At 69.8% G+C, this 22,050-nt stretch carries 18 protein-coding genes and 1 pseudogene; 10 read left to right on the top strand and 9 right to left on the bottom strand.

The genetic code is table 11. From position 1 onward, the window contains the following. Window positions 1-108 precede the first annotated feature (108 nt). A complete protein-coding gene (gene dnaN / locus AB0D29_RS00095; protein WP_030707714.1) occupies window positions 109-1,239 on the bottom strand; it encodes a DNA polymerase III subunit beta in 1,131 nt (376 codons plus the stop codon). A gap of 876 nt (window positions 1,240-2,115) precedes the next feature. Next, complete coding sequence (gene dnaA, locus AB0D29_RS00090) at window positions 2,116-3,903, bottom strand: chromosomal replication initiator protein DnaA (RefSeq protein WP_362851200.1); 1,788 nt, start codon at window positions 3,901-3,903, stop codon at window positions 2,116-2,118. Between the two features lie 357 nt (window positions 3,904-4,260). Between dnaA and rpmH the strand changes: the two genes are divergently transcribed. From rpmH to AB0D29_RS00045, 9 genes and pseudogenes are all read left to right on the top strand, one after another. Next, the gene (gene rpmH, locus AB0D29_RS00085; RefSeq protein ID WP_008741645.1) at window positions 4,261-4,398 is read left to right on the top strand and encodes a 50S ribosomal protein L34; all 138 of its coding nucleotides are present in this window, start codon (window positions 4,261-4,263) and stop codon (window positions 4,396-4,398) included. Window positions 4,399-4,419: 21 nt separating this feature from the next. Continuing rightward, window positions 4,420-4,794 carry a ribonuclease P protein component gene (rnpA, locus tag AB0D29_RS00080; protein ID WP_078892724.1) on the top strand — a complete coding sequence of 125 codons (375 nt, stop codon included), beginning with the start codon at window positions 4,420-4,422 and terminating at the stop codon, window positions 4,792-4,794. Continuing rightward, window positions 4,791-5,045 (top strand): annotated as a pseudogene (gene yidD, locus AB0D29_RS00075) (membrane protein insertion efficiency factor YidD); the annotation flags it as partial. The gene rnpA and the pseudogene yidD, both read left to right, overlap by 4 nt. Before the next feature lie 30 nt (window positions 5,046-5,075). Then, entirely contained in the window at window positions 5,076-6,179 is a 1,104-nt protein-coding gene (gene yidC, locus AB0D29_RS00070; protein ID WP_362851198.1) for a membrane protein insertase YidC, read from the top strand. Between the two features lie 15 nt (window positions 6,180-6,194). Further along, the gene (locus tag AB0D29_RS00065) at window positions 6,195-6,707 is read left to right on the top strand and encodes a R3H domain-containing nucleic acid-binding protein (RefSeq protein ID WP_030707720.1); all 513 of its coding nucleotides are present in this window, start codon (window positions 6,195-6,197) and stop codon (window positions 6,705-6,707) included. A 136-nt stretch (window positions 6,708-6,843) separates the two neighbouring features. Beyond that, window positions 6,844-7,560, top strand: coding sequence for a 16S rRNA (guanine(527)-N(7))-methyltransferase RsmG (gene rsmG / locus AB0D29_RS00060; RefSeq protein WP_362851196.1), 717 nt, complete (start codon window positions 6,844-6,846; stop codon window positions 7,558-7,560). A gap of 246 nt (window positions 7,561-7,806) precedes the next feature. Then, the gene (locus tag AB0D29_RS00055) at window positions 7,807-8,898 is read left to right on the top strand and encodes a ParA family protein (protein ID WP_362851194.1); all 1,092 of its coding nucleotides are present in this window, start codon (window positions 7,807-7,809) and stop codon (window positions 8,896-8,898) included. After that, window positions 8,895-9,986, top strand: coding sequence for a ParB/RepB/Spo0J family partition protein (locus tag AB0D29_RS00050; RefSeq protein ID WP_362851192.1), 1,092 nt, complete (start codon window positions 8,895-8,897; stop codon window positions 9,984-9,986). The genes AB0D29_RS00055 and AB0D29_RS00050 overlap by 4 nt, the downstream gene beginning before the upstream one ends. Window positions 9,987-10,088: 102 nt before the next feature. After that, window positions 10,089-10,706 (top strand): GNAT family N-acetyltransferase, encoded by a 618-nt coding sequence (locus tag AB0D29_RS00045; protein WP_030707724.1) that lies wholly within the window; start codon window positions 10,089-10,091, stop codon window positions 10,704-10,706. Between the two features lie 69 nt (window positions 10,707-10,775). Here AB0D29_RS00045 and trxA read toward each other — a convergent pair whose 3' ends face one another. From trxA to AB0D29_RS00010, 7 genes are all read right to left on the bottom strand, one after another. Beyond that, the gene (gene trxA / locus AB0D29_RS00040) at window positions 10,776-11,111 is read right to left on the bottom strand and encodes a thioredoxin (protein ID WP_351290154.1); all 336 of its coding nucleotides are present in this window, start codon (window positions 11,109-11,111) and stop codon (window positions 10,776-10,778) included. Between the two features lie 46 nt (window positions 11,112-11,157). Next, entirely contained in the window at window positions 11,158-12,123 is a 966-nt protein-coding gene (gene trxB / locus AB0D29_RS00035) for a thioredoxin-disulfide reductase (protein ID WP_362799335.1), read from the bottom strand. Between the two features lie 124 nt (window positions 12,124-12,247). Next, complete coding sequence (locus AB0D29_RS00030) at window positions 12,248-13,168, bottom strand: hypothetical protein (protein ID WP_362851190.1); 921 nt, start codon at window positions 13,166-13,168, stop codon at window positions 12,248-12,250. Beyond that, entirely contained in the window at window positions 13,165-13,860 is a 696-nt protein-coding gene (gene sigM, locus AB0D29_RS00025) for an RNA polymerase sigma factor SigM (RefSeq protein WP_362851188.1), read from the bottom strand. The genes AB0D29_RS00030 and sigM overlap by 4 nt, the downstream gene beginning before the upstream one ends. 97 nt (window positions 13,861-13,957) lie before the next feature. Further along, on the bottom strand, window positions 13,958-15,691 hold the full coding sequence (locus tag AB0D29_RS00020; protein WP_362851186.1) for a protein kinase family protein: 1,734 nt from the start codon (window positions 15,689-15,691) through the stop codon (window positions 13,958-13,960). A 117-nt stretch (window positions 15,692-15,808) separates the two neighbouring features. Then, on the bottom strand, window positions 15,809-17,983 hold the full coding sequence (gene murJ / locus AB0D29_RS00015) for a murein biosynthesis integral membrane protein MurJ (RefSeq protein ID WP_362851184.1): 2,175 nt from the start codon (window positions 17,981-17,983) through the stop codon (window positions 15,809-15,811). Between the two features lie 46 nt (window positions 17,984-18,029). Further along, entirely contained in the window at window positions 18,030-20,294 is a 2,265-nt protein-coding gene (locus AB0D29_RS00010) for a DUF6049 family protein (RefSeq protein WP_362851182.1), read from the bottom strand. Between the two features lie 185 nt (window positions 20,295-20,479). On the opposite strand from AB0D29_RS00010, the gene AB0D29_RS00005 reads away from it, so the two are divergent. Then, window positions 20,480-21,946, top strand: a complete 1,467-nt coding sequence (locus AB0D29_RS00005) for a CCA tRNA nucleotidyltransferase (RefSeq protein WP_362851180.1) — start codon at window positions 20,480-20,482, stop codon at window positions 21,944-21,946. The last annotated feature ends 104 nt before the right edge of the window (window positions 21,947-22,050 follow it).

Genomic DNA, 22,050 nt, shown 5'->3' with positions numbered 1-22,050 from the left:
GGGCCGGGCCGCCCGGCCCCATGGGGCGCGCGCTGGCGGCCCGCTGTCCCCGCAACGTGCGCAGGCCCGGTCTCGCTGACCGCGAAACCGGGCCTGACCTGCGAAGAATCAGCCGGAGAGGCGTACCGGCATGATCAGGTACTTGTAGGTCTCGTCGGCTTCCGCATCGACCGCCGGACGGCCGCTGAGCAGCGCGGGCTTGGTCGAGGTGGTGAAGCTCAGCTGGGCCACCGGGGAGGCGATCGCGCTGAGGCCGTCCAGCAGGAAGGTCGGGTTGAAGGCGATCGAGATGTCGTCGCCGTCGAGCTGCGCGTCGACCCTTTCCACAGCCTGTGCGTCGTCGGAGGAGCCGGCCTCCAGGATCAGCACGCCCTGCTCGAAGCTGAGGCGGACCGGGGTGTTGCGCTCGGCCACCAGGGCCACGCGCTTGACGGCCTCGACGAACGGCGCGGTCTCGATCACGGCGACGGAGTTGAACTCGGTCGGGAAGAGCGTCCGGTACTTGGGCAGGTCGCCCTCGAGCAGCCGGGTGGTGGTGCGGCGGCCGGCGCCCTCGAAGCCGATCAGGCCTTCGCCCGCGCCGGAGCCGGACAGCGCCAGGGTGACGGTGTCACCGCTGGTCAGCGAGTTGGCGATCTCCTGGAGCGTCTTGGCGGGCACCAGGGCCACGGCCGACGCGTCCGGGTTCTCCGGCTTCCACAGGAACTCGCGGACCGCGAAGCGGTAGCGGTCGGTGGAGGCCAGGGTGACGCGGTCGCCCTCGATCTCGATGCGGACACCGGTCAGCACGGGCAGCGTGTCGTCGCGGCCGGCGGCGGTGGCCACCTGCTTGGCGGCGGAGGCGAAGACCTCGCCGGGCACGGTGCCGGTGGCGGTGGGCATCTGCGGCAGCGCCGGGTATTCCTCCACAGGCAGGGTGTGGAGTGTGAATCGCGAGGAGCCGCAGACCACGGTCGCCCGTACACCGTCTGTGGAAATCTCCACGGGGCGGTTGGGGAGGGCGCGGCAGATGTCGGCGAGCAGTCGGCCGGAGACCAGGACGGTGCCGTCCTCCTCGACGTCCGCCTCGACGGAGACGCGGGCCGAGACCTCGTAGTCGAAGCCGGAGAGGCTCAGCGTGCCGTCCTCGGCCTTGAGCAGCAGGCCCGCGAGAACGGGCACCGGCGGCCGGGCCGGGAGGCTACGAGCAGCCCAGGCCACCGCCTCCGCGAGTACGTCGCGCTCCACCCGGATCTTCACCGGAACCGCCTCCTGCTGTTGCTCGCTCGTCTGCCGGCCTTCGTCGTCGGCTCGTCGATGCCTCGACCGATGCCGGGGACCAGTCTGACGTACGGCGCCGACAGTCCGTGCGGCCGGCGGTCAAGTCGGGAGCGAGGCGTCGGGGCGGGCTCTCGACGAGTTGTGCACAGGACCCGCTTGAAAACCGAAACCGGCCTAACTCTCTATGGGGGTAGTAGTAGGGCCTGTGGAAACGGTGGATAAGCCTGTTCTCGCAGGTCACACCGCGTTTTTTATCCACCGACCCTGTGGGTGACACCGGTGGACAACCCCGTGTCTCTGTGGAGAACGAAAAGTTCTGCACAGGCCGTCCCCAGGGGACCCCGACTACTCCACAGGTGTGTCCCCAGCTTTCCCCCGGTACTCCACAACCCAAACGTCTACTTCCGTGTGACCGCTTTCACTCCGGGCGGTGAGAGGGGCTGGTGCGTTGCCGAACAGTGGACAAGGGTGTGGAGAACAGACCCGATCCTGTGCACAGGGTGCGCGAACCTGTGGGGAGGCGGTGGACAACGTCGTGGACAGGCCTGTGGACGAAATGTTTGTCCACAGGCTGTGGATGACGCTTGCGCACAATTCCACAGGGTGCTGACCTGGCCTGATGGTGCCTCACCCCGTATGCCTGTGGACAGATTGTGGGTGACGGAACCCGTCCCCAGGGTGTGGACGGAAGAAAGTCCCCGAATCTGTGGATGAGTTGCTCCTCAGGGGGCGTATTCGAACAGGTCAGGGGCGCGCGGACGAAGAAGGGCGCCCCCGTCGCAGTCCGGGAGCGCCCTCTGAAAGCGTTTGAAGGGGCCCTTTCGCGGCCCGGGCGAGCGGTGCGGGAGGCCGCGCTCAGCCGTTCTTGATGCGGTTGGTGAGCTCCGTGACCTGGTTGTAGATGGACCGCCGTTCGGCCATCAGGGCGCGGATCTTGCGGTCCGCGTGCATCACGGTGGTGTGGTCGCGGCCGCCGAACTGCGCCCCGATCTTGGGCAGGGACAGGTCGGTGAGCTCCCGGCACAGGTACATGGCGATCTGCCGGGCGGTCACCAGGACCCGGCTGCGCGAGGAGCCGCACAGGTCGTCCACGGTCAGGCCGAAGTAGTCGGCGGTGGCGGCCATGATGTCGCTGGCGGTGATCTCGGGCGCGCTGTCCTCGCCGCCCGGGATCAGGTTCTTGAGGACGTCCTCGGTGAGGCCCAGGTCGACCGGCTGCCGGTTGAGGCTCGCGAAGGCCGTGACCCGGATCAGCGCCCCCTCCAGCTCGCGGATGTTGCGCGAGATGCGGGAGGCGATGAACTCCAGTACCTCCGGCGGGGCGTTGAGCTGCTCCTGGACGGCCTTCTTGCGCAGGATCGCGATCCGGGTCTCCAGCTCGGGCGGCTGGACGTCGGTGATGAGGCCCCACTCGAAGCGGTTGCGGAGCCTGTCCTCCAGGGTGACGAGCTGCTTGGGCGGCCGGTCGGAGGAGAGCACGATCTGCTTGTTGGCGTTGTGGAGCGTGTTGAAGGTGTGGAAGAACTCCTCCTGCGTCGACTCCTTGCTCGCGAGGAACTGGATGTCGTCGACGAGCAGGATGTCCATCTCGCGGTAGCGCTTGCGGAACGCGTCGCCCTTGCCGTCGCGGATGGAGTTGATGAACTCGTTGGTGAACTCCTCGGAGCTCACGTACCGCACGCGGGTGCCGGGGTAGAGGCTCCGCGCGTAGTGCCCGATGGCGTGCAGCAGGTGCGTCTTGCCGAGGCCCGACTCCCCGTAGATGAAGAGGGGGTTGTACGCCTTCGCCGGCGCCTCGGCGACGGCCACCGCGGCCGCGTGCGCGAAGCGGTTGGAGGCGCCGATGACGAACGTGTCGAACAGGTACTTGGGGTTCAGCCGGGCGGTCGGCTCCAGCGGGCCCGAGGTGGAGCCGCCGGACGGGGCCGGGGGTGCGGCGGGCCGGCCGGGGGCCTGGCGCGGCGCGGGCTGCTCGTACTGCTGCTGTTCGTACTTCTGTTGCTCGTACTGATGTGACTGGTGGGGCTGCTGAGGCTCGTACGGAGACTGCTCGTACTTCTGCTGCTCGTAGGAGCCCTGGTCGTAGCCGGACGGCTCGGACTGCTGGAGGTAGCCGGGCTGCGGGGAGGCGTAGGGGTCGCGCTCGGGGAAGCCGCCGAGGCGGGGCTGCTGCCAGCCGTAGTCGTCCTGCTGGCCGCCGCGGGGCCAGGCGCCGGGCTCCGGGCGCGGCTGCTGGTAGTCCGGGTAGGCGGGGCGGGCGGTGGGCAGCTGGTCGTCCCCGTTGCCGGGGCCGCCGCCGGGGCGCTGGCCGCCGTACGGCTCGTACCCGCCGGACTGCTGCGCGGGCGGGGCGGGGGGCGCGGGCTCGCCGGCGGAGTCGTCCACCGTGATGGCGATCCGGATGGGGCGGCCGCATTCGCGGCTGAGCGCGTCACTGATCAGCGGGGCGAGCCGGCCCTCGAGGACGCGCTTGCCCCATTCGTTGGGTACGGCGAGCAGTGCGGTGTCGGCGACGAGTGCCAGGGGCTGGCACCTCTCGACCCACTGCTTGTCCTTCGGCTCGATCCCCGGCTGTCCCTCCCCGAGGAGCTTTTCGAGCACCCTTGGCCACACTGCGGCAAGATCGGCAGGTACGTCAGCCACAGAGCACGCTCTCTCACAGGGGTCCCACGAATGTGTGGTTCTTTGGGACGGTCGGGACAAAAAAACCGGGGTCGGACAACGGTAGTCAGGCCAGCGGGTACGGTTCAAGTCGTTGTCCACAGCCTGTGCACAGTGTGGGGCCACGTCGGCTCGGTTTGACCGGATGGCGTAGCCGCGCGTACCGTAACGAGGTCGAGTTGTCGATGGCTGCTGCCGCCTGCCTACCGATGGGCGAAGGTCACTGATAGTGATCATTTAGCGGTGCCACTCGGGCGAACACGCGAGTTTCTCCTCGTGGGCGCACGGTGACAGCCAGGCGATGTCCCGCCACAACGATTCATTCTCTGGAGCCCCCGAGTGAGCAAGCGCACCTTCCAGCCGAACAACCGCCGTCGTGCCAAGACCCACGGCTTCCGCCTGCGGATGCGTACCCGTGCCGGTCGCGCGATCCTCGCGAACCGTCGTGGCAAGGGCCGCGCCGCCCTTTCCGCGTAACAACACGCAGGTCGTGACGTCGTGCTGTCTCCCGAAAATCGGCTGAGGCGGCGCGAGGACTTCGCGAGCGCGGTACGTCGAGGTCGTCGGGCTGGTCGCCCGCTCCTCGTCGTCCACCTACGTACAAGCGGTGCAACGGACCCGCACGAGTCGGGGGAGATCGATCCCTCGTCGCGTGCGGGTTTCGTCGTCAGCAAGGCTGTCGGCAATGCCGTCATACGTAACCGGGTGAAGCGCCGTCTCCGCCATCTGGTCCGGGAACGGCTCTCTCAGCTGCCCGCCGGTAGCCTGGTGGTGGTACGTGCGTTGCCCGGAGCGGGTGATGCCGGCCCCGAGGAACTGGCCCGGGACCTGGATGCCGCTCTGGTGCGGCTCCTGGGAGGCGTGGCTCGATGAAGTACCCGCTGCTCGCTTTGATCAAGCTGTACCAGTGGACGATCAGTCCGCTGCTCGGCCCGGTGTGCCGGTACTACCCGTCGTGTTCGCACTACGGGTACACGGCCATCGACCGGCATGGTGCGGTGAAGGGGACGGCCCTGACCGCCTGGCGGATCCTGCGGTGCAATCCGTGGTCCCCGGGTGGCGTGGACCACGTCCCACCCCGTAAACGCCCGCGTTGGCACGAGCAGCTGCGCAGTGCGTTGCGTAGATCTCGCAATGCTCAAGGAGCCTGATTAGTGGACACGATTGCCGGTCTGTTCAGCTTTATCACCACGCCCGTCTCGTGGGTCATCGTCCAGTTCCACTCGCTGTATGGCGCGATCTTCGGCGCGAACAGCGGATGGGCCTGGGGTCTGTCCATCGTGTCCCTGGTGGTCTTGATCCGCATCTGCCTGATCCCGCTCTTCGTGAAGCAGATCAAAGCGACGCGAGGCATGCAGGCGCTCCAGCCGAAGATGAAGGCGATCCAGGAGCGCTACAAGAACGACAAACAGCGTCAGTCCGAAGAGATGATGAAGCTGTACAAGGAGACGGGTACCAACCCGCTCTCCTCGTGCCTTCCGATCCTGGCGCAGTCCCCGTTCTTCTTCGCGCTCTACCACGTGCTGGCGAGCATCGCCAACGGTGAAGAGATCGGCTACATCGACGGTCCGCTGCTGGCCAGCGCGCGTGAGGCCCACATCTTCGGGGCCCCGCTGGCCTCCAAGTTCACCGACAGCGCCGCCGAGGTCGCCGCCCTGGGTGCCTCGATCACCGACGTGCGCATCGTGACCGCCGTCATGATCGTCCTGATGTCGCTGTCGCAGTTCTACACACAGCGCCAGCTGATGCAGAAGAACGTCGACCTCTCGGTCAAGACGCCGTTCATGCAGCAGCAGAAGATGCTGATGTACATCTTCCCCGTGATCTTCGCGGTCATGGGCATCAACTTCCCCGTCGGTGTTCTCGTCTACTGGCTGACCACGAACGTGTGGACCATGGGCCAGCAGATGTACGTGATCAACCAGAACCCGACGCCGGGCAGCAAGGCGCAGGACCAGTACCTGACCCGCCTGCTGAAGCACATCGGCTCGCACGGTGACGTCAAGGGCCGGAGCAAGAAGAAGATCGTCGCGGCGATCGTGGCCAAGGGCCCGGACCGCAACGACAACGAGCGGAAGTTCATCACGGCTCTGACGAAGCAGGGCCTGGCGGCCCAGCCGGACGGCTCCGTGATCAAGAGTTCCGAGGCCACGGCGGATTCGGATGCGGCGAGCGGCGGTGTCGCGAAGCGGCAGCAGCCGAAGCGGCAGTCGAAGTCGCAGCGTCAGACGCCCAGCAAGCCCTCTCCCAAGAAGTAAGAAGGAGTCCCTCCCGTGACGGAAGGCACCACCACCGCCGCCGCTGAGAGTGGCGACACCCTGACCCGCCTTGAGCAGGAGGGTGAGATCGCGGCCGACTACCTCGAGGGTCTGCTGGACATTGCCGACCTGGACGGCGACATCGACATGGACGTCGAGGCCGACCGGGCCGCGGTGTCGATCGTCAGTGACTCCGCCAGCCGTGACCTGCAGAAGCTCGTGGGCCGCGACGGTGAGGTTCTGGAGGCTCTGCAGGAGCTGACCCGCCTCGCCGTGCACCGGGAGACCGGGGACCGCAGCCGGCTGATGCTGGACATCGCCGGGTTCCGCGCGAAGAAGCGCGAGGAGCTGGCGGCGCTGGGTGCCCAGGCGGCGGCGGACGTGAAGGCCTCGGGCGAGCCGATGAAGCTGGCCCCGATGACCCCGTTCGAGCGGAAGGTCGTCCACGACGCCGTGGCGGCCGCCGGTCTGCGGAGCGAGTCCGAGGGCGAGGAGCCGCAGCGCTTCGTCGTTGTGCTCCCGGCCTGACCCCCGGCGCGAGTATTCGGCCCCGTCTGTGTCGCAGGCGGGGCCGAAGTTTGTCAGCCTGGCAGTGCCGGCCCCGGCGGTGCCAGTTCGAGCAGTGCGTTTTCAACGATCCATGCGGTACGGAAGGACGGTCCCCGTGACGGAGGCAGCGGAGCTTCCCCCGGCGCCTGAAGAGGCGCGCGCGGTGTTCGGCGAGTTTTTCCCGGAAGCTGTGCGGTATGCGGAGCTGCTGGCGGACGCGGGGGTCAAGCGAGGCCTGATCGGCCCGCGTGAGGTACCGCGGCTGTGGGAGCGGCACCTGCTGAACTGTGCGGTGCTCTCGGAGGTGGTGCCCGAGGGCGTCACCGTCTGCGATGTCGGCTCGGGTGCCGGCCTCCCCGGCATTCCGCTGGCTCTGGTGCGGCGCGATCTGAAGATCACGTTGCTGGAGCCGCTGCTGCGGCGGACGACCTTCTTGCAGGAGGCGGTGGAGCTGCTGGGCCTGGACCATGTCACGGTGGTGCGCGGCCGGGCCGAGGAGATGCTCGGCAAGGTGCAGCCGGTACACGTGGTGACGGCGCGTGCGGTGGCCCCGCTGGACCGGCTGGCCGGCTGGGGCGTGCCCCTGCTGCGTCCGTACGGGGAGATGCTGGCGCTCAAGGGCGATACCGCCGAAGAGGAACTGGTGTCGGCGAAGACCGCACTGGCGAAGCTCGGTGTGGTGAAGACCTCGGTGCTGCACGTGGGCGAGGGTGTGGTGGATCCGCTGTCCACCGTCGTCAGGGTCGAGGTCGGAGAAAGCCCCGGAGGGGTGAGGTTCGCGGCCAAGCGGGCTAAGGCCGCGCGGACGAGCCGGACGCGTCGGCGCCGCTGATTCCCGGGGCATTGAGCCCTAAAGGTATGGATTTCGGAGTGTCGTAGCGGCCGGTAGACCCTGTCTGGGCGCTGTCCGTGCATCGTGTTTCACGTGAAACGTCGCTCTCTGCTGCACGGAATCATCAGCCGCGGTCGTGCGGCCGCGTCCCCCCTTCACCGCAAGGACGCAAGGGGGACGGAGTTGTCCACATCGGTGGATTCATCCACAGGAGTACGGGCCCCGCTGGTTCGCGACCCGGGTGACATGGCAGGCTCTGTTCATCGCGAGCCTGATGTCGAGGAGAGTGACACCGTGCGGTCCGACGCCAACCTCGCGGGGCCGATGGCCGATCCGGTCCCCGGTCCCCGCTCTGAATCGGCGGGAGAGGATGTTTCACGTGAAACATTGCCTCCGCCCCTTGTAGACAACGACGACACCCCCATCGGCCGAGCTGCCCAGCAGGCGGTCGAGGCACTGGGGCGTACCGGAGAGCGGCTGCCCCGGCCGGAGCAGACCCGCGTCATCGTGGTCGCCAACCAGAAGGGCGGCGTGGGCAAGACCACGACGACCGTGAACCTGGCGGCCTCGCTGGCCCTGCACGGGGCACGGGTCCTGGTGGTCGACCTCGACCCGCAGGGCAATGCGTCCACGGCCCTGGGCATCGACCACCACGCGGACGTGCCGTCGATCTACGACGTGCTCGTGGACAGCCGGCCCCTCCTGGAGGTCGTCCAGCCGGTCGTGGATGTGGAGGGGCTCTTCTGTGCTCCGGCCACGATCGATCTGGCGGGCGCGGAGATCGAGCTGGTGTCGCTCGTGGCGCGGGAGAGCCGGCTCCAGCGGGCGATCCAGGCGTACGAGCAGCCCCTCGACTACATCCTGATCGACTGTCCTCCCTCGCTCGGGCTGCTGACGGTGAACGCGCTGGTGGCCGGCGCGGAGGTGCTGATCCCGATCCAGTGCGAGTACTACGCGCTGGAGGGCCTGGGCCAGCTGCTGCGCAACGTCGACCTGGTGCGGGCGCACCTCAACCCGACGCTGCACGTGTCGACCATCCTGCTGACGATGTACGACGGCAGGACCCGGCTGGCCTCGCAGGTGGCGGAGGAGGTGCGCAGCCACTTCGGCAAGGAGGTGCTGCGGACGAGCATCCCCCGGTCGGTGCGCATTTCCGAGGCGCCGAGCTACGGGCAGACGGTGCTCACGTACGACCCGGGTTCAAGCGGTTCCCTCTCCTATCTGGAGGCGGCGCGAGAGATCGCGTATCGAGGGGTCGGAATGCAGTACGACGCCCAGCACGCCCATCTGGGCGCGGGCATGAACAGCACGCAGAGTGTGGCGGAGGGGATCCAGTGAGCGAGCGACGTAGAGGTCTGGGGCGGGGGCTCGGTGCGCTGATTCCCGCAGCCCCGCAGGAGAAGACGCCGCCGGTGATCAGTGCCGGTTCGACGTCTCCGTCGGCGGTGCCGGTCATGACGTCGGAGCGCGGGGTCGCGGCGGCGAAGCTCGCCTCGTTGGCGCAGGCGGATGTTTCACGTGAAACATCGCTCGCGGTCGTCCCGGCGCAAGAGCCGGATCCGGTGGGGGCCGATACCAATGTGGTGGCGGGGGCGACGTTCGCGGAACTTCCGATGGACGCGATCACGCCGAACCCGCGGCAGCCCCGCGAGGTCTTCGACGAGGACGCGCTCGCCGAACTGGTGACCTCCATCCAGGAGGTGGGCCTGCTTCAGCCGGTGGTGGTGCGGCAGTCGGCTCCCGGTCGCTATGAGCTGATCATGGGTGAGCGGCGCTGGCGTGCCTGCCGGGAGGCCGGGCTGGAGGCCATTCCGGCGATCATCCGGGCGACGGACGACGAGAAGCTGCTGCTGGACGCGCTGCTGGAGAACCTGCACCGGGCTCAGCTGAACCCGCTGGAGGAGGCTGCGGCGTACGACCAGCTGCTCCAGGACTTCAACTGCACGCACGACCAGCTGGCGGACCGGATCGGGCGTTCGCGTCCCCAGGTGTCGAACACGCTGCGGCTGCTGAAGCTGTCGCCGTCGGTGCAGCGCCGGGTGGCCGCGGGCGTGCTGTCGGCCGGGCACGCGCGGGCACTGCTCTCGGTGGACGACTCCGAGGTACAGGACCGGCTGGCGCACCGGATCGTGGCCGAGGGGCTGTCGGTGCGCGCGGTCGAGGAGATCGTGACGCTGATGGCCGCGGAGCCTTCGAGCGGGGTGAAGCCGAAGGGTCCGCGCGCGGGTACGCGGGTGGCTCCGGCACTCAGTGAGCTGGCGACGCGGCTGTCGGACCGGTTCGAGACGCGGGTGAAGGTGGATCTGGGTCAGAAGAAGGGCAAGATCACCGTCGAGTTCGCGTCGATGGAGGATCTGGAGCGGATTCTGGGAACGCTGGCGCCGGGCGAGGGCCGGGTGCTGGAGCAGGGTCTTTCCGGGGAGTGATCCCGGGGCCGTCGAGGGGCGGGTCGTGCCGGTGCGAACCGGCGCGGTCCGCCCCTTCGTCGTGCTGTCGAAGAACGTGGGGCCAGTGGATACGATGCGGTCATGGGTCGTCGGCTGGTACCGCTCACGCTGGACAACCTCCAGGACTTGCCGCGTCGTTGCCGGTCCTGTGTGTTCTGGGAACTGGACCCGGTCAGCGGTGAGGCCGCCGTGAAGGCGGGAACTCCGGCACTGGAGAAGGAGGCGTGGATCTCCGCTGTCCTTCTGGAATGGGGATCCTGCGGCCGCGTGGTCTACGTGGACGAGGTTCCGGTGGGGTTCGTGCTGTACGCGCCGCCGGCGTACGTGCCGCGGGCGACTGCGTTTCCGACCAGCCCGGTCTCGCCGGATGCGGTGCAGCTGATCACCGCGTGGATCATGCCGGGGTATCAGGGGCAGGGCCTGGGGCGGGTCATGGTGCAGACGGTGGCGAAGGACCTGCTGCGGCGCGGCTTCCGGGCGATCGAGGCATTCGGGGATGCGCGCTGGGAGGGTCCGGCGTGTCTGCTGCCCGCGGACCATCTCCTGGCCGTGGGGTTCAAGACGGTACGGCCCCATCCGGTGCATCCGCGGCTGCGACTGGAGCTGAGGTCGACGCTGTCCTGGAAGGAAGACGTGGAGCTGGCGCTGGACCGGCTGCTGGGCGCCGCGCGCAAGGAGCCGGCGCTGCGCCCCCTCTGAGCGGGATACGGGAAACGGGACCGCCCCGAGGAGGGGCGGTCCCGTTTCACGTGGAACGTGGGTTGCGCGTCAGGCGGTCTTGACCTGGACGAAGTCCGAGAGGTCACGCAGGATGGCGGCCTTCGGCTTGGCACCGACGATCGTCTTGGCGACCTCGCCGCCCTGGTAGACGTTCAGCGTCGGGATGGACATGACGCCGTACTTGGCAGCCGTGGCCGGGTTCTGGTCGATGTTGAGCTTGACGATCTCGATCTGGTCGCCGTACTCGGCGGCGATGGCCTCGAGGGACGGCGCGATCTGGCGGCACGGTCCGCACCACTCGGCCCAGAAGTCCACCAGAACCGGCTTGTCGCTCGCCAGTACCTCGGCGTCGAAATCGGCGTCGGTCACGGTCTTGAGAGCCACGGCGGGCCTCCTTCTTTCCTGCGGGGTGGGGTGTGGGATGAAGCGGTCAGACGGTGGCGGTCGCGGTCGCCTTCTCGGCGTCCGCGAGCGCGGCGAGGAAGCGCTCGGCGTCGAGGGCGGCGGAGCAGCCGGTGCCCGCAGCCGTGATGGCCTGACGGTACGTGTGGTCCACGACGTCGCCGGCGCCGAACACGCCGGTGACGCTGGTGCGGGTGGAGGGGGCGTCGACCTTGAGGTAGCCCTCGTCGTCGAGGTCCAGCTGGTCCTTGAACAGCTCGGTGCGCGGGTCGTGGCCGACGGCGATGAACAGGCCGGTCACGGGCAGCGCGGAGGTCTCACCGGTCTTGGTGTTGCGCAGGGTGAGGCTGGAGAGCTTCTGGTCGCCGTGGATCTCGGCGACCTCGCTGTCCCAGGCGAACTTGATCTTCGGGTCGGCGAAGGCGCGGTCCTGCATGGCCTTCGAGGCGCGCAGGCTGTCGCGGCGGTGGACGATCGTGACGGACTTGGCGAAGCGCGAGAGGAAGGTGGCCTCCTCGATCGCGGTGTCGCCGCCGCCGACGACGGCGATGTCGTGGTCCTTGAAGAAGAACCCGTCGCACGTGGCGCACCAGGAGACGCCGCGGCCGGAGAGCGCGTCCTCGTTGGGGAGGCCGAGCTTGCGGTGCTGGGAGCCGGTGGTGACGATGACGGCCTTGGCGCGGTGCACGGTGCCGGCGGTGTCGGTCACGGTCTTGATCTCACCGCTGAGGTCCACGGACACGATGTCGTCCGGGACCAGCTCGGCGCCGAAGCGCTCGGCCTGACCGCGCATGTTGTCCATGAGGTCCGGGCCCATGATCCCGTCCTGGAAGCCCGGGAAGTTCTCCACCTCGGTGGTGTTCATCAGGGCGCCACCCGCGGTGACCGCACCTTCGAAGACCAGGGGCTTGAGCGAAGCGCGTGCGGTGTACAGGGCGGCGGTGTAACCGGCCGGCCCGGAGCCGATGATGATCACGTTTCGTACGTCGCTCACGGGTTTCTTCCTCGTCTCTGCGGACTGCGTGCTGCCTACCGGGGGCCGGTGCGGACTCTCACCCCACCCAACGGATCCTACGGCGCATGCATTCCCCACCCGCCCCACTGCGGACCTGAACCGGTCAGCTCCGGGGATAGGTACCCGTCAAGAGGACCTTTCCGGGGGTGGCCGAGCCGCTTTCCTCGCAGCCCGAGTCGACCAGGAAGGCGTCCACGCGCGCGGAGTCGCCCGGGTGCGGCAGGACGAGGAGGTAGACGCCGGTGCCCTGGTAGTTGCCGAGCTCGGCGGCGAGCGGGGAGTCCGGGCGGCCGGTGGCGCTCTGGACGCAGGCGGGGACGGGCACCGCCGCCCGCTTGTCGCCGGGGGCGACTCCCGGAGCCGGAGCCGTGTTCTCCATGCCGTACGTGTTGTTCTGCTCCCCCGGAGGAGTCTTGGCCCCCTGGGCCGCGATGAGCCCGCGCACCGTGTCCTGGAGCCCTTGTGCCGTGTAGTTGCCACCGGCCGAGACGGCTGCGCTCCGATCCGAGGAGTTCGGGGTCTCCGTACGGGCGGCTGTGTCGCCGGTGGGCGTACCGGAGAAATCGCCGAACAGGAAGAGGCCGAGGGCACAGGCAGCGGCTCCGACCAGGCCCGAGAGCACGGCGATCCGACGGCGGGCGCGGCGTCGGCCCGGGCCGGTTGGGCCGGTCGGGTGACCGGCGGGCGATGTTTCACGTGAAACATCGCGATCCGGGGTGCGCGGCCGTCGCTCGGGTGCGGCCTTGGCCCGGGGCTGGGTGGCGTCGAGGAGGGCCTCGGCGGCGAGGGCCGCGTCGATGCGGCCGGCGATGTCACCGGGCATCCGGGCCGGCCCCGGGAGGGTGCCGAGGAGCCCGCGGATCTCCTCCAGAGAGGCGCGGACGTCGGCGCACAGGGCGCAGTCGCCGAGATGCCGGCGGACTTCGGCGGTACGGGACGGGGAGAGGAGACCTTCGGTCAGGTCGGAGATCTCCGAGACGTCCGGGTGCCGGATCGTGCCGGTCGTGCCGGTTGTGGGGCTCACGGTCGTCCACCTCCGCCCTTCACAGCGTCTGGGTCTGAATGCCTGGGCTCTGTCGCTGGTGGGACGGGTGGACCCGGCGTCCGGTTCCTTCCCCGCTCGGTGGCGGTGTTATCCCCGGCATTCGTGCGCAGATGAGTGAGGAGGGGGACGAGTTTCGCCCGGCCGCGTGCGCACCGGCTCTTCACCGTGCCGGTGGGGACCTCGAGGACGCGGGCGGCTTCGGCGACGGGGTATCCCTGCATGTCGACGAGGACCAGCGCGGCCCGCTGATCGGCCGGGAGGGTGCTGAGGGCGGCCAGGAGCTGGCGGTGGAGGTCCTGGCGCTCCGCGGGGGCCTCGGCGGACTCGTGGGGCTCCAGGAGCCGCTCCAGGCGGTCCGTGTCGTCGAGGGGAGAGGTCCTGCGGGAGGCGGCCTTGCGGGCGCGGTCGAGGCAGGCGTTCACGGTGATGCGGTGCAGCCAGGTCGTGACGGCGGATTCCCCGCGGAAGGTGTGGGCGGCCCGGTACGCGGAGACCAGGGCGTCCTGCACGGCGTCCGCGGCCTCCTCGCGGTCCCCGAGGGTCCGCAGCGCCACCGCCCACAACCGGTCCCGGTGCCGCCGCACAAGCTCCCCGAACGCATCGGGATCGCCGGCCACGTGCCGGGCCAGCAGATCCGCGTCACTGGCGTCGCCGGTCGTCGCGTCGTGCATCACACCTCGCCTCCCGGAGGGAGATTACGGCCTGGGTGGGGGAATGACGAGGGCCCGCCGTGCCGGTGCGCAGCGGGCCCGCGATGGTGGACAGGACCTACGGGTTCGTACCGGGGATCTTGATCTCGCTGATGCCGCCGCGGTAGCTGTCCGCTCCCTCGGAGGGCAGCGCGGTGAGGTGGATCAGGATGTAGCGGGTCTTGATCGTGTGCCCGAGCGTGACGGCGAGGTTCTTCTCGACGGTCTTCTCCTCGGCGATCTGCTGGGGGAACTTGGACAGCGACGTCGGTGAGGAGGCGTCGGGCGCGGCGGCGCGGACCTGGAGCTTGTGCCCGGGGGCATAGAGGTCCAGGTCGATGCCCGCCACCTCTTGCACGCTGCCGAGGTCGACGATGATGCCGCTGCCGGCCTTCCGGTTGTGGGTGTCGAGGTTTCCGAAGTTCGCGTACCCGTCGTACCGCGGGGTGATCCAGCTGGTGGACGGGTCGTCGTCGACCGTCTTGCCCGCGTCCTCCGGCTTCAGCGGGTCCCCACCGGGTGCGAACACGGAGACGCCGTTGACGGTGAGGGGCTTGCCGAGCGTCACGGGCTTCGGGTCGTCCTCGGAATCGGTCTGTGTCTGCTGCGGGCCGTTGGTGCCGCCGTTGTTGCGGCCCAGGAGGGTGCCGGCCAGCTGCCAGCTGCCCAGGCCGAGGGCGGCGATGAGCAGGGCGGCTACACCCCATTTGAGGGCCCGGCCGGTACGGCTCTGCAGCGGGGGAGGCGGCGGCTGGACGGGCCGGACCTGGGTGGTGTGGACACCGGGAGGCGTGGGACGGCCGTAGTTGCCCTGCTGGTAGGTGGTGTGCTGGTACTCCGGCGGGGCCGTGAAGGCGGGCTCCGGCGGCCGGATGCGGGGCATCGCGGCGACGGCCTTGGCCAGCTCCTCGGGGCTCGTGCAGGCGGGCTCCTGACGGGACGCGGTGGCCCCGTCGTTGGCGAGCGCCCGCATGGCGAGCTCGCCCAGACCCCGGTGGACGCCGGCGCGCACCTGGTCGGGCGCGATCAGGCCCACGCCCTTGGGCAGGCCGGCGAGGCCGTACGCGTCGTTCTCGTACGGCCACCGCTGGGTGAGGGCGGCGTACAGAAGGGCACCGATGGCCTCGGTGTCGGCGCGCTGCGGGGTCTCGCTGGTGATGCCGCGCAGGGCCGCGTTCACGGCGAGGCCGCGGATCCGGTACTGGCCCGAGGAGGTGCGCAGTATCGCGCTGGGAGTCAGCCGCAGATGGGCCAGGCCTTCGCGGTGTGCGGCGGCCATGGCCTGGGAGACCTGGCTGACGAGCTGGTAGGCCTCGTGGGGCTCCAGGGGGCCTGCGGCGAGGAGTGCGGTGAGCTCGGTGGCGTCGGGCAGCCATTCGTGGACGACGTAGACGAGGTCGTTCTCCTCCACGGCGTCGAGGACCTGGACGAACCGGGGGTCGCCGAGGAGGGCGGAGGAGCGCGCGGCGGCCAGGACGGAGCGCGCCCGCGCGTGGTCGGCGGGCATCAGGTGGACGCCCACGGCACGCCGCAGTTTCTCGTCCATCGCGCGCCAGCTGCTGAACCCGTCCACACGGGTGACGCACTCCTCCAGCCGGTAGCGTCTGGCGAGCTTGTGGCCGCTGTGGAGTTCGGGTGCGGCCGCGGGGGCCGCTTTCGTGCGTTCGCCGTCCTTGTCGGGCATGGGTCCGTCCGCGGCTCGTCCGTTCTGGGTGTCCACCCCGTCGGACGTGGCCTTTGCCGCTTGCGCGGTCAGCGGCTCATCGCCGCTGTTGTCGGCCACGTCGACGGCAGCCGTGCTACGTTCCGCCACCGTCGTTCCTGCCTCCCCATCCGTTGCGCGCTGTAGGCCAGTCTGCGAAGCCATGCCAATTGTGCCCACAGTCCGACGCTATGCACGACACACGAACGGGGGCGACGGTTGTGCGCATCAGCGCCCCAAACGTCCGCGGACCATTCCGACCATCGCGTTGAGCTCTTCGATCCGCATCCGCTTGGCGGCGATGAGGAACACGGCCGCCAGGGCGATGCCCCCGGCCACGAGGGCGGCGGCGGAACCGGCGACTCCACTGCCCAGCCACTGGGTGACCGCGTAGGCGACGGCGCCGGCCACCGCGGCGGCGGGGACGCAGGCGCCGGTGAGGCGGGCGTAGGTGCGCATCACGTGGGCGCCGTCGAGGTCGCCGCCGAGGCGGGTCTTGAGCCGGCGCCAGGCGACGCCCACGCCGACGGTGTAGCCGAGGCCGTAGGCGGCGGCCATGCCGACGACCGCCCAGCGGGCGGGGAGCACGAAGAAGGAGGCCGCGGAGACGGCCGCATTGACGGCGGCGACGATGACCGTGTTGTAGAAGGGCGTCCGGGTGTCCTCGTAGGCGTAGAAGCCGCGCAGGACGACGTACTGGACGGAGTACGGGATCAGCCCGAGGCCGAAGGCCATCAGGATGTAGCCGATGTTCTGCGCGCCCGAGCCCGAGCCGGCGTAGAGCAGGGTGGCCATCGGCACGCCGAGCGCGAGGAACGCGAAGGCGCACGGCACGATCGCGACGGCCGAGGTGCGCAGCCCGTAGGAGATGTCGTCGCGGACGGCGGCGGCGTCCCCGTCGTGGGCCGAGCGGGAGATGCGGGGCAGCACGGCCGTCATGACGGAGACGGTGATGATCGCCTGCGGCATCTGCCACAGCAGCAGCGCGTAGTTGTACGCGGTGATGCCGGTACCGGAGTGGCCCTGCTCCTCGGCGATGGATCCGGCCCAGGTGGCGAACTGGGTGACGACGACGAGGCCGATCTGGTTGGCGAGGACGAAGAAGAACGTCCACTTGGCCAGGCGGGCGGCCTTGCCGAGGCCGTGGCCCTTCCAGTCGAAGCGCAGGCGCGGCCGGAAGCCCGCGTCGCGCAGGTAGGGCAGCATCGCGAGGGCCTGCACGGTGAGGCCGAGCAGCGTGCCCACACCCAGCAGGCGCACACCGTCGGCGGTGACCGTGGAGGCGTTGACGCCGGAGGTGGTGAAGCCGCCGAAGGCCCAGATGAAGGCGCCGAACGTGGCGATGACCACGATGTTGTTGAGGACCGGGGTCCACATCATCGCGCCGAACCGGCCGCGGGCGTTGAGGATCTGACCGAGGACCACGTGGACGCCCATGAAGAACATGGTGGGCAGGCAGTAGCGGGCGAAGGCGACGGCCACTTCCATCTGCTGCGGGTCGGAGGCGATCTTCGGCGACATCATCGTGATGAACACCGGTGCGGCCAGGACACAGATGGTGGTGATGGCGGCCAGCAGGACCACGACGAGGGTCAGCAGCCGGTTGGCGTACGCCTCTCCGCCGTCGTTGTCGTTCTTCATGGCCCGGACCAGCTGCGGGATGAAGACGGCGTTGAGGGCGCCGCCACCGACCAGCACGTAGATCATCGTGGGCAGGGTGTTGGCGATCTGGTACGTGTCGTTGAACGTGCCCACGCCGATCGCGCCGGCGATGACCAGGGTCCGCCCGAAGCCGGTGATGCGCGAGACGATCGTGCCGGCGGCCATGAGCGCGCTGGACTTCAGGAGGCTGGAGGCGCGTCCGGCGGGCTTGCCGGGCGCCGGCGCCGCGACGGGAGGCTCCTCGGCGGGGGTGCGGGGCGCCGCCTCCTGGTCCCGGTAGAGGTGGGCGAAGGCATCGGGTTCCGGCTGCTCGTCCCCGGCCTGGGTGACGAGGGAGTCGACGCCGACGAACTGGGTGGTGGTGGCGTGGTCGCCGTACGGCAGGTGGCGGGAGGGACCGTCCGGCTCGGGCGGCGGGGTCTGGGCCCAGACGCGCGGGTCGGGGGAGTACGCGGGCGCGGTCGGCGCCGCGTAGAGCGGCCCGGGCTCCTGGTAGGTGCCGGGCGGCGGCGGGGGGTGCGAGGCGCGGTCGTAGAGGACCTCGGCGACGGGGTCCTGGGCGGACAGGTCCTGGGCCCGGTACGGGTCGTAGTCGTAGGCATCCTGGACATACGGGTCGCGTTCCGGCGCGGGCGCAGGCGCGGGAACCTGCCCGGGCACCGGGGTGCCCGGGGCAGTGCCCTGGGAGGGCGCAGGCCCACCAGTGCCCTGCGCGCGGTCACCGTCGTACGGCGCGTTCATCGAAACCCCACCTCATCGTCCCCAGGCCGACCGGCCACGGCATCGCTCAACGGTCCACTGTCTCACCCGTGCCGGACCCCTCGGTGCTTTGCGGTCCGGTGTCCGTGGACTCGTCACTCGGCTGCGTGCTCTCCTCGGCGGCCGCACGGGCTGCGACGCGCTTGCGGCTGGCGTACATCTTGATGCCCGCCAGGACCAGGAGGAGCACACCGCCGGCGATGACGAGCATCACGGTGGGGGTGATCTCGGTGGCCTCGACGGTGAACCGCCGTGCCTTGCCGTAGGGGACGCCGTCCTTGGTGAAGAGCTGCGCCGTGACCTCGACGGGACCGCTCGCGGTGGCGTTGGCGGTGAACTTCACGGTCTGGGTGTGATCGCCCTGGACGGTCACCTGCTGCTCGGCCTGGCCGCTGTCGCCGAACATCAGGCGGGTCGGGTTGGCGGACTTCACCCGCAGGACCAGGTCGTGGACGTCCTGGACGAGGCTGTTCTGGACGCTGACGGGGATGGTGGCGCTGTGTCCGGACAGGGTGGCGTCGGACTTGGGGATGACCTTGACCTTCTCGGTGAGACCGATCAGGTACTCCTGCACCTGGTCCCGGTAGAGGCGGGCCTCCTCGGGACGCCCGCGCCAGGACGTGGACATCTCCCGGTTGGTGGTGTTGCCGAAGGGGATCTCCACGCGGTCGGGCGCGGCCAGGATCACCTTGAAGTGGTCGAGGGTGTTCTGCGTGGTGCGGATCTTCTCGAAGGCCGACACCGGCATCTCCTGCTTGCGCAGGGCCTCGGGGTACTGTCCGGCGCCCGGCACCTGGGTGGCGGCGCCGGGATCGGGCTTGGCGGCGGCCGCGGCCTCGAGGTCCCCGGGCTGCGTCCACCGGCCCGCCTGGAGCCCGCGTACGGCCGCGGCCATCGTCTGCACCTGGCTGACGCTGGGCATCCGCTGCGGGGCGACGACGAAGCTGCGCTGCTCGTCGGTCTTCTGCAGGTTGAGGGCGAGGCTGTGGGCGAGGAACCGCTGCACGGCCAGGGTCGAGGCCCCGGCGTTCAGCATGTCGCCCTCGAAGGCGGTGGACAGATCGGCGTCCGCGACGACGGCGGTGGTGCCGGCGCCGATGGGCCGGGCGGCCGAGGGCGTGTAGCCGAGGGCTCCGCTCTCCACGAGGCTGTCGCTGCGGGTGAGGACGTTGTGGGCGCCGGCCGAGGTGGCGACGTTGACGATCGAGGGATCGATGGCGCCGTCCACGGGCCAGGAGAAGTCGGTGGACGCCGTGACGTGCAGCACGGTCTCGACGGCCTGCTTGGCCTTGTCCGTGGCGGGGCGCAGCTGGCCCAGGGAGCCCGAGACGTCCTTGCCGTGGTGGGCGAGGGAGGCGAGGTCGGGGTCCGCGAAGGGCAGGGCGACGACCTTCTTGCCCTGGACCGCGGCTTCCAGGGAGCTCAGCCACTGCTCGGCGACGGCCTTGTTCTTGCCCTGGACGGGCTTTCCGCCCGGGGTGCGGACCCGGTAGCCCTTGGTCATCGCGTCGACCGTGTAGAGCAGGTCGGGGTCGATGACCCAGGTGATCGGCAGGTCCTTGCCGAGGGTGACCATCTGCTCCAGGCGGCCGCCGGGCTTGAGCTCGTCGGCGAGCGAATCGTCGAGGAAGACGGGGGTCTGCAGCTCGTCGGAGCCGGTCTCCGCGGTCACGCGGGTGGTGGAGATCAGCGGCCACGCGTAGGTGAGCTGGGAGCGCTTGGAGGCCGCTTCCGGCTGCCAGGGCAGGAAGGTCCGCTTGATGCCCAGGACCTGTTCGGACGGGCGGCTCTCGGTCGCCCCGGACAGGGAGACGCCGAGCTGGTAGACCCCGTCCTTGTCCAGTTCGAGCTTGTTCACCGGAACGGTCAGGGTGAAGTCCTGGCGGACCTTCGACGGCAGCGAGGCGATCTTCACGGCGTAGGCCTGATCGATCTCGCTCGGGTCGGCGCCGGCCCGGAACCCGTTGCGTTCCGCGGCCTCGTCGATGGAGGACCGGTCCGCGAGCGCGGGTCCGACCCGCAGGCCGACGTGTGCGTCGTTGATCGTCTCGGAGCCGGTGTTCACCACGGTCCCGGAGATCGTCAGGGTGTCGCCCTTGACCGGCGCGGCGGGGGTCATGGAGGTCAGCTGGACGTCCACACCGGTCCCCTGGACCGCCTGGGCCTTGGGGGCGGGAGAGTAGACCAGGGCGGCCATCACGGGCGTCCCGGCGAGCAGGACGATCGCGCGCCGCAGCCAGCGGCGCCGGACAGGAGCGGGGGACGCCCCCTGGATGTCTGCCGCCTCGGCCACGCGCTAGCCCGTTCCTCGAAGTGTCAGTGCTCGTCTTTTGTGCGTCCAGGCATGGTAACGAGGCCCGCTGTGTGCGAGTGCCGCGCCTTGCTCCACATGATCGGCTCAGCCCGGGGGCTGCCGTGTACCGGGGTCGCGTAAAACGGGGCGGTCCCCGGTGGGCCGGGCACGTACCCTTTTCTGTTGTGCCGAACGCCAACGAAGACACCCCCAGTGCCCTGAGTCAGGTGCAGCGCCGCGCGGTCAGTGAACTGCTGCGGGTCGCCCCTGTCGCCGACGAGCTCGGCCGCCGATTCCAGGAGGCGGGCTTCCGCCTCGCCCTGGTCGGCGGGTCCGTCCGCGATGCGCTGCTCGGGCGTCTCGGCAACGATCTCGACTTCACCACCGACGCCCGCCCCGAGGACGTGCTGAAGATCGTCCGGCCGTGGGCCGACTCGGTGTGGGACGTGGGCATCGCCTTCGGCACCGTCGGGGCGCAGAAGAGCGCCCGCGCCGGGGACGTCGTGCGGAACTTCCAGATCGAGGTGACGACGTACCGCTCGGAGGCCTACGACCGCACCTCGCGCAAGCCCGAGGTCTCCTACGGCGACTCGATCGACGAGGACCTGGTCCGGCGCGACTTCACGGTCAACGCCATGGCCCTGGCCCTGCCCGAGCAGGCGTTCATCGACCCGCACGGGGGCCTGGAGGACCTGGCCGCCGGTGTGCTGCGCACCCCCGGGACCCCGGAGGACTCGTTCTCCGACGACCCGCTGCGGATGCTGCGGGCGGCGCGGTTCTCCGCGCAGCTGGACTTCGAGGTCGCCCCGGAGGTCGTGGCGGCCATGAAGGCGATGTCCGACCGCATCGAGATCGTCTCGGCGGAGCGGGTCCAGGGCGAGCTGAACAAGCTGATCCTGTCGGCCAACCCGCGCCGGGGTCTGGGACTGCTGGTGGACACGGGGCTGGCGGACCGGGTCCTGCCCGAGCTGCCCGCGCTGCGGCTGGAGAGTGACGAGCACCACCGGCACAAGGACGTCTACGACCACTCGCTGATCGTGCTGGAGCAGGCGATCGCCCTCGAGGAGGACGGCCCTGACCTGGTGCTGCGCCTCGCGGCCCTGCTCCACGACATCGGCAAGCCCCGCACCCGCCGCTTCGAGAGCGACGGCCGCGTCTCCTTCCACCACCACGAGGTGGTGGGGGCGAAGATGACCAAGAAGCGGCTGACCGCGCTGAAGTACTCCAACGACATGATCAAGGACGTGTCCCGGCTGGTGGAGCTGCACCTGCGCTTCCACGGCTACGGCGACGGGGAATGGACCGACTCCGCGGTGCGGCGCTACGTCCGCGACGCCGGTCCGCTGCTGGAGCGCCTGCACAAGCTGACCCGGTCCGACTGCACCACCCGCAACAAGCGCAAGGCCAACGCCCTCTCCCGGACCTACGACGGGCTCGAGGAACGCATCGCGCAGCTGCAGGAGCAGGAGGAGCTGGACGCGATCCGGCCCGACCTGGACGGCAACGAGATCATGCAGGTGCTGGATGTCGGCCCGGGTCCGGTGATCGGCAAGGCCTACGCCTTCCTGCTGGAGCTGCGGCTGGAGAACGGCCCGGTGGGGCGTGACGCCGCCGTCGTCGCGCTCAAGGAGTGGTGGGCCGCGCAGGCCTGAGGAAGGACCGCCGGCGTCGATGTTTCACGTGAAACATCGACGCCGGCCGTCGATCGGGGGCGGCGTCCGACGGGCCGCCGCGCCGCCCCGCCCCCCCGCCGCCC

This window comes from Streptomyces sp. NPDC048424, from assembly GCF_040651555.1.
In the GTDB taxonomy this organism is placed as follows: Bacteria; Actinomycetota; Actinomycetes; order Streptomycetales; family Streptomycetaceae; genus Streptomyces.
Note: the sequence above shows the minus strand (reverse complement) of the source record. Positions and strands in the feature narration are given on the sequence as shown.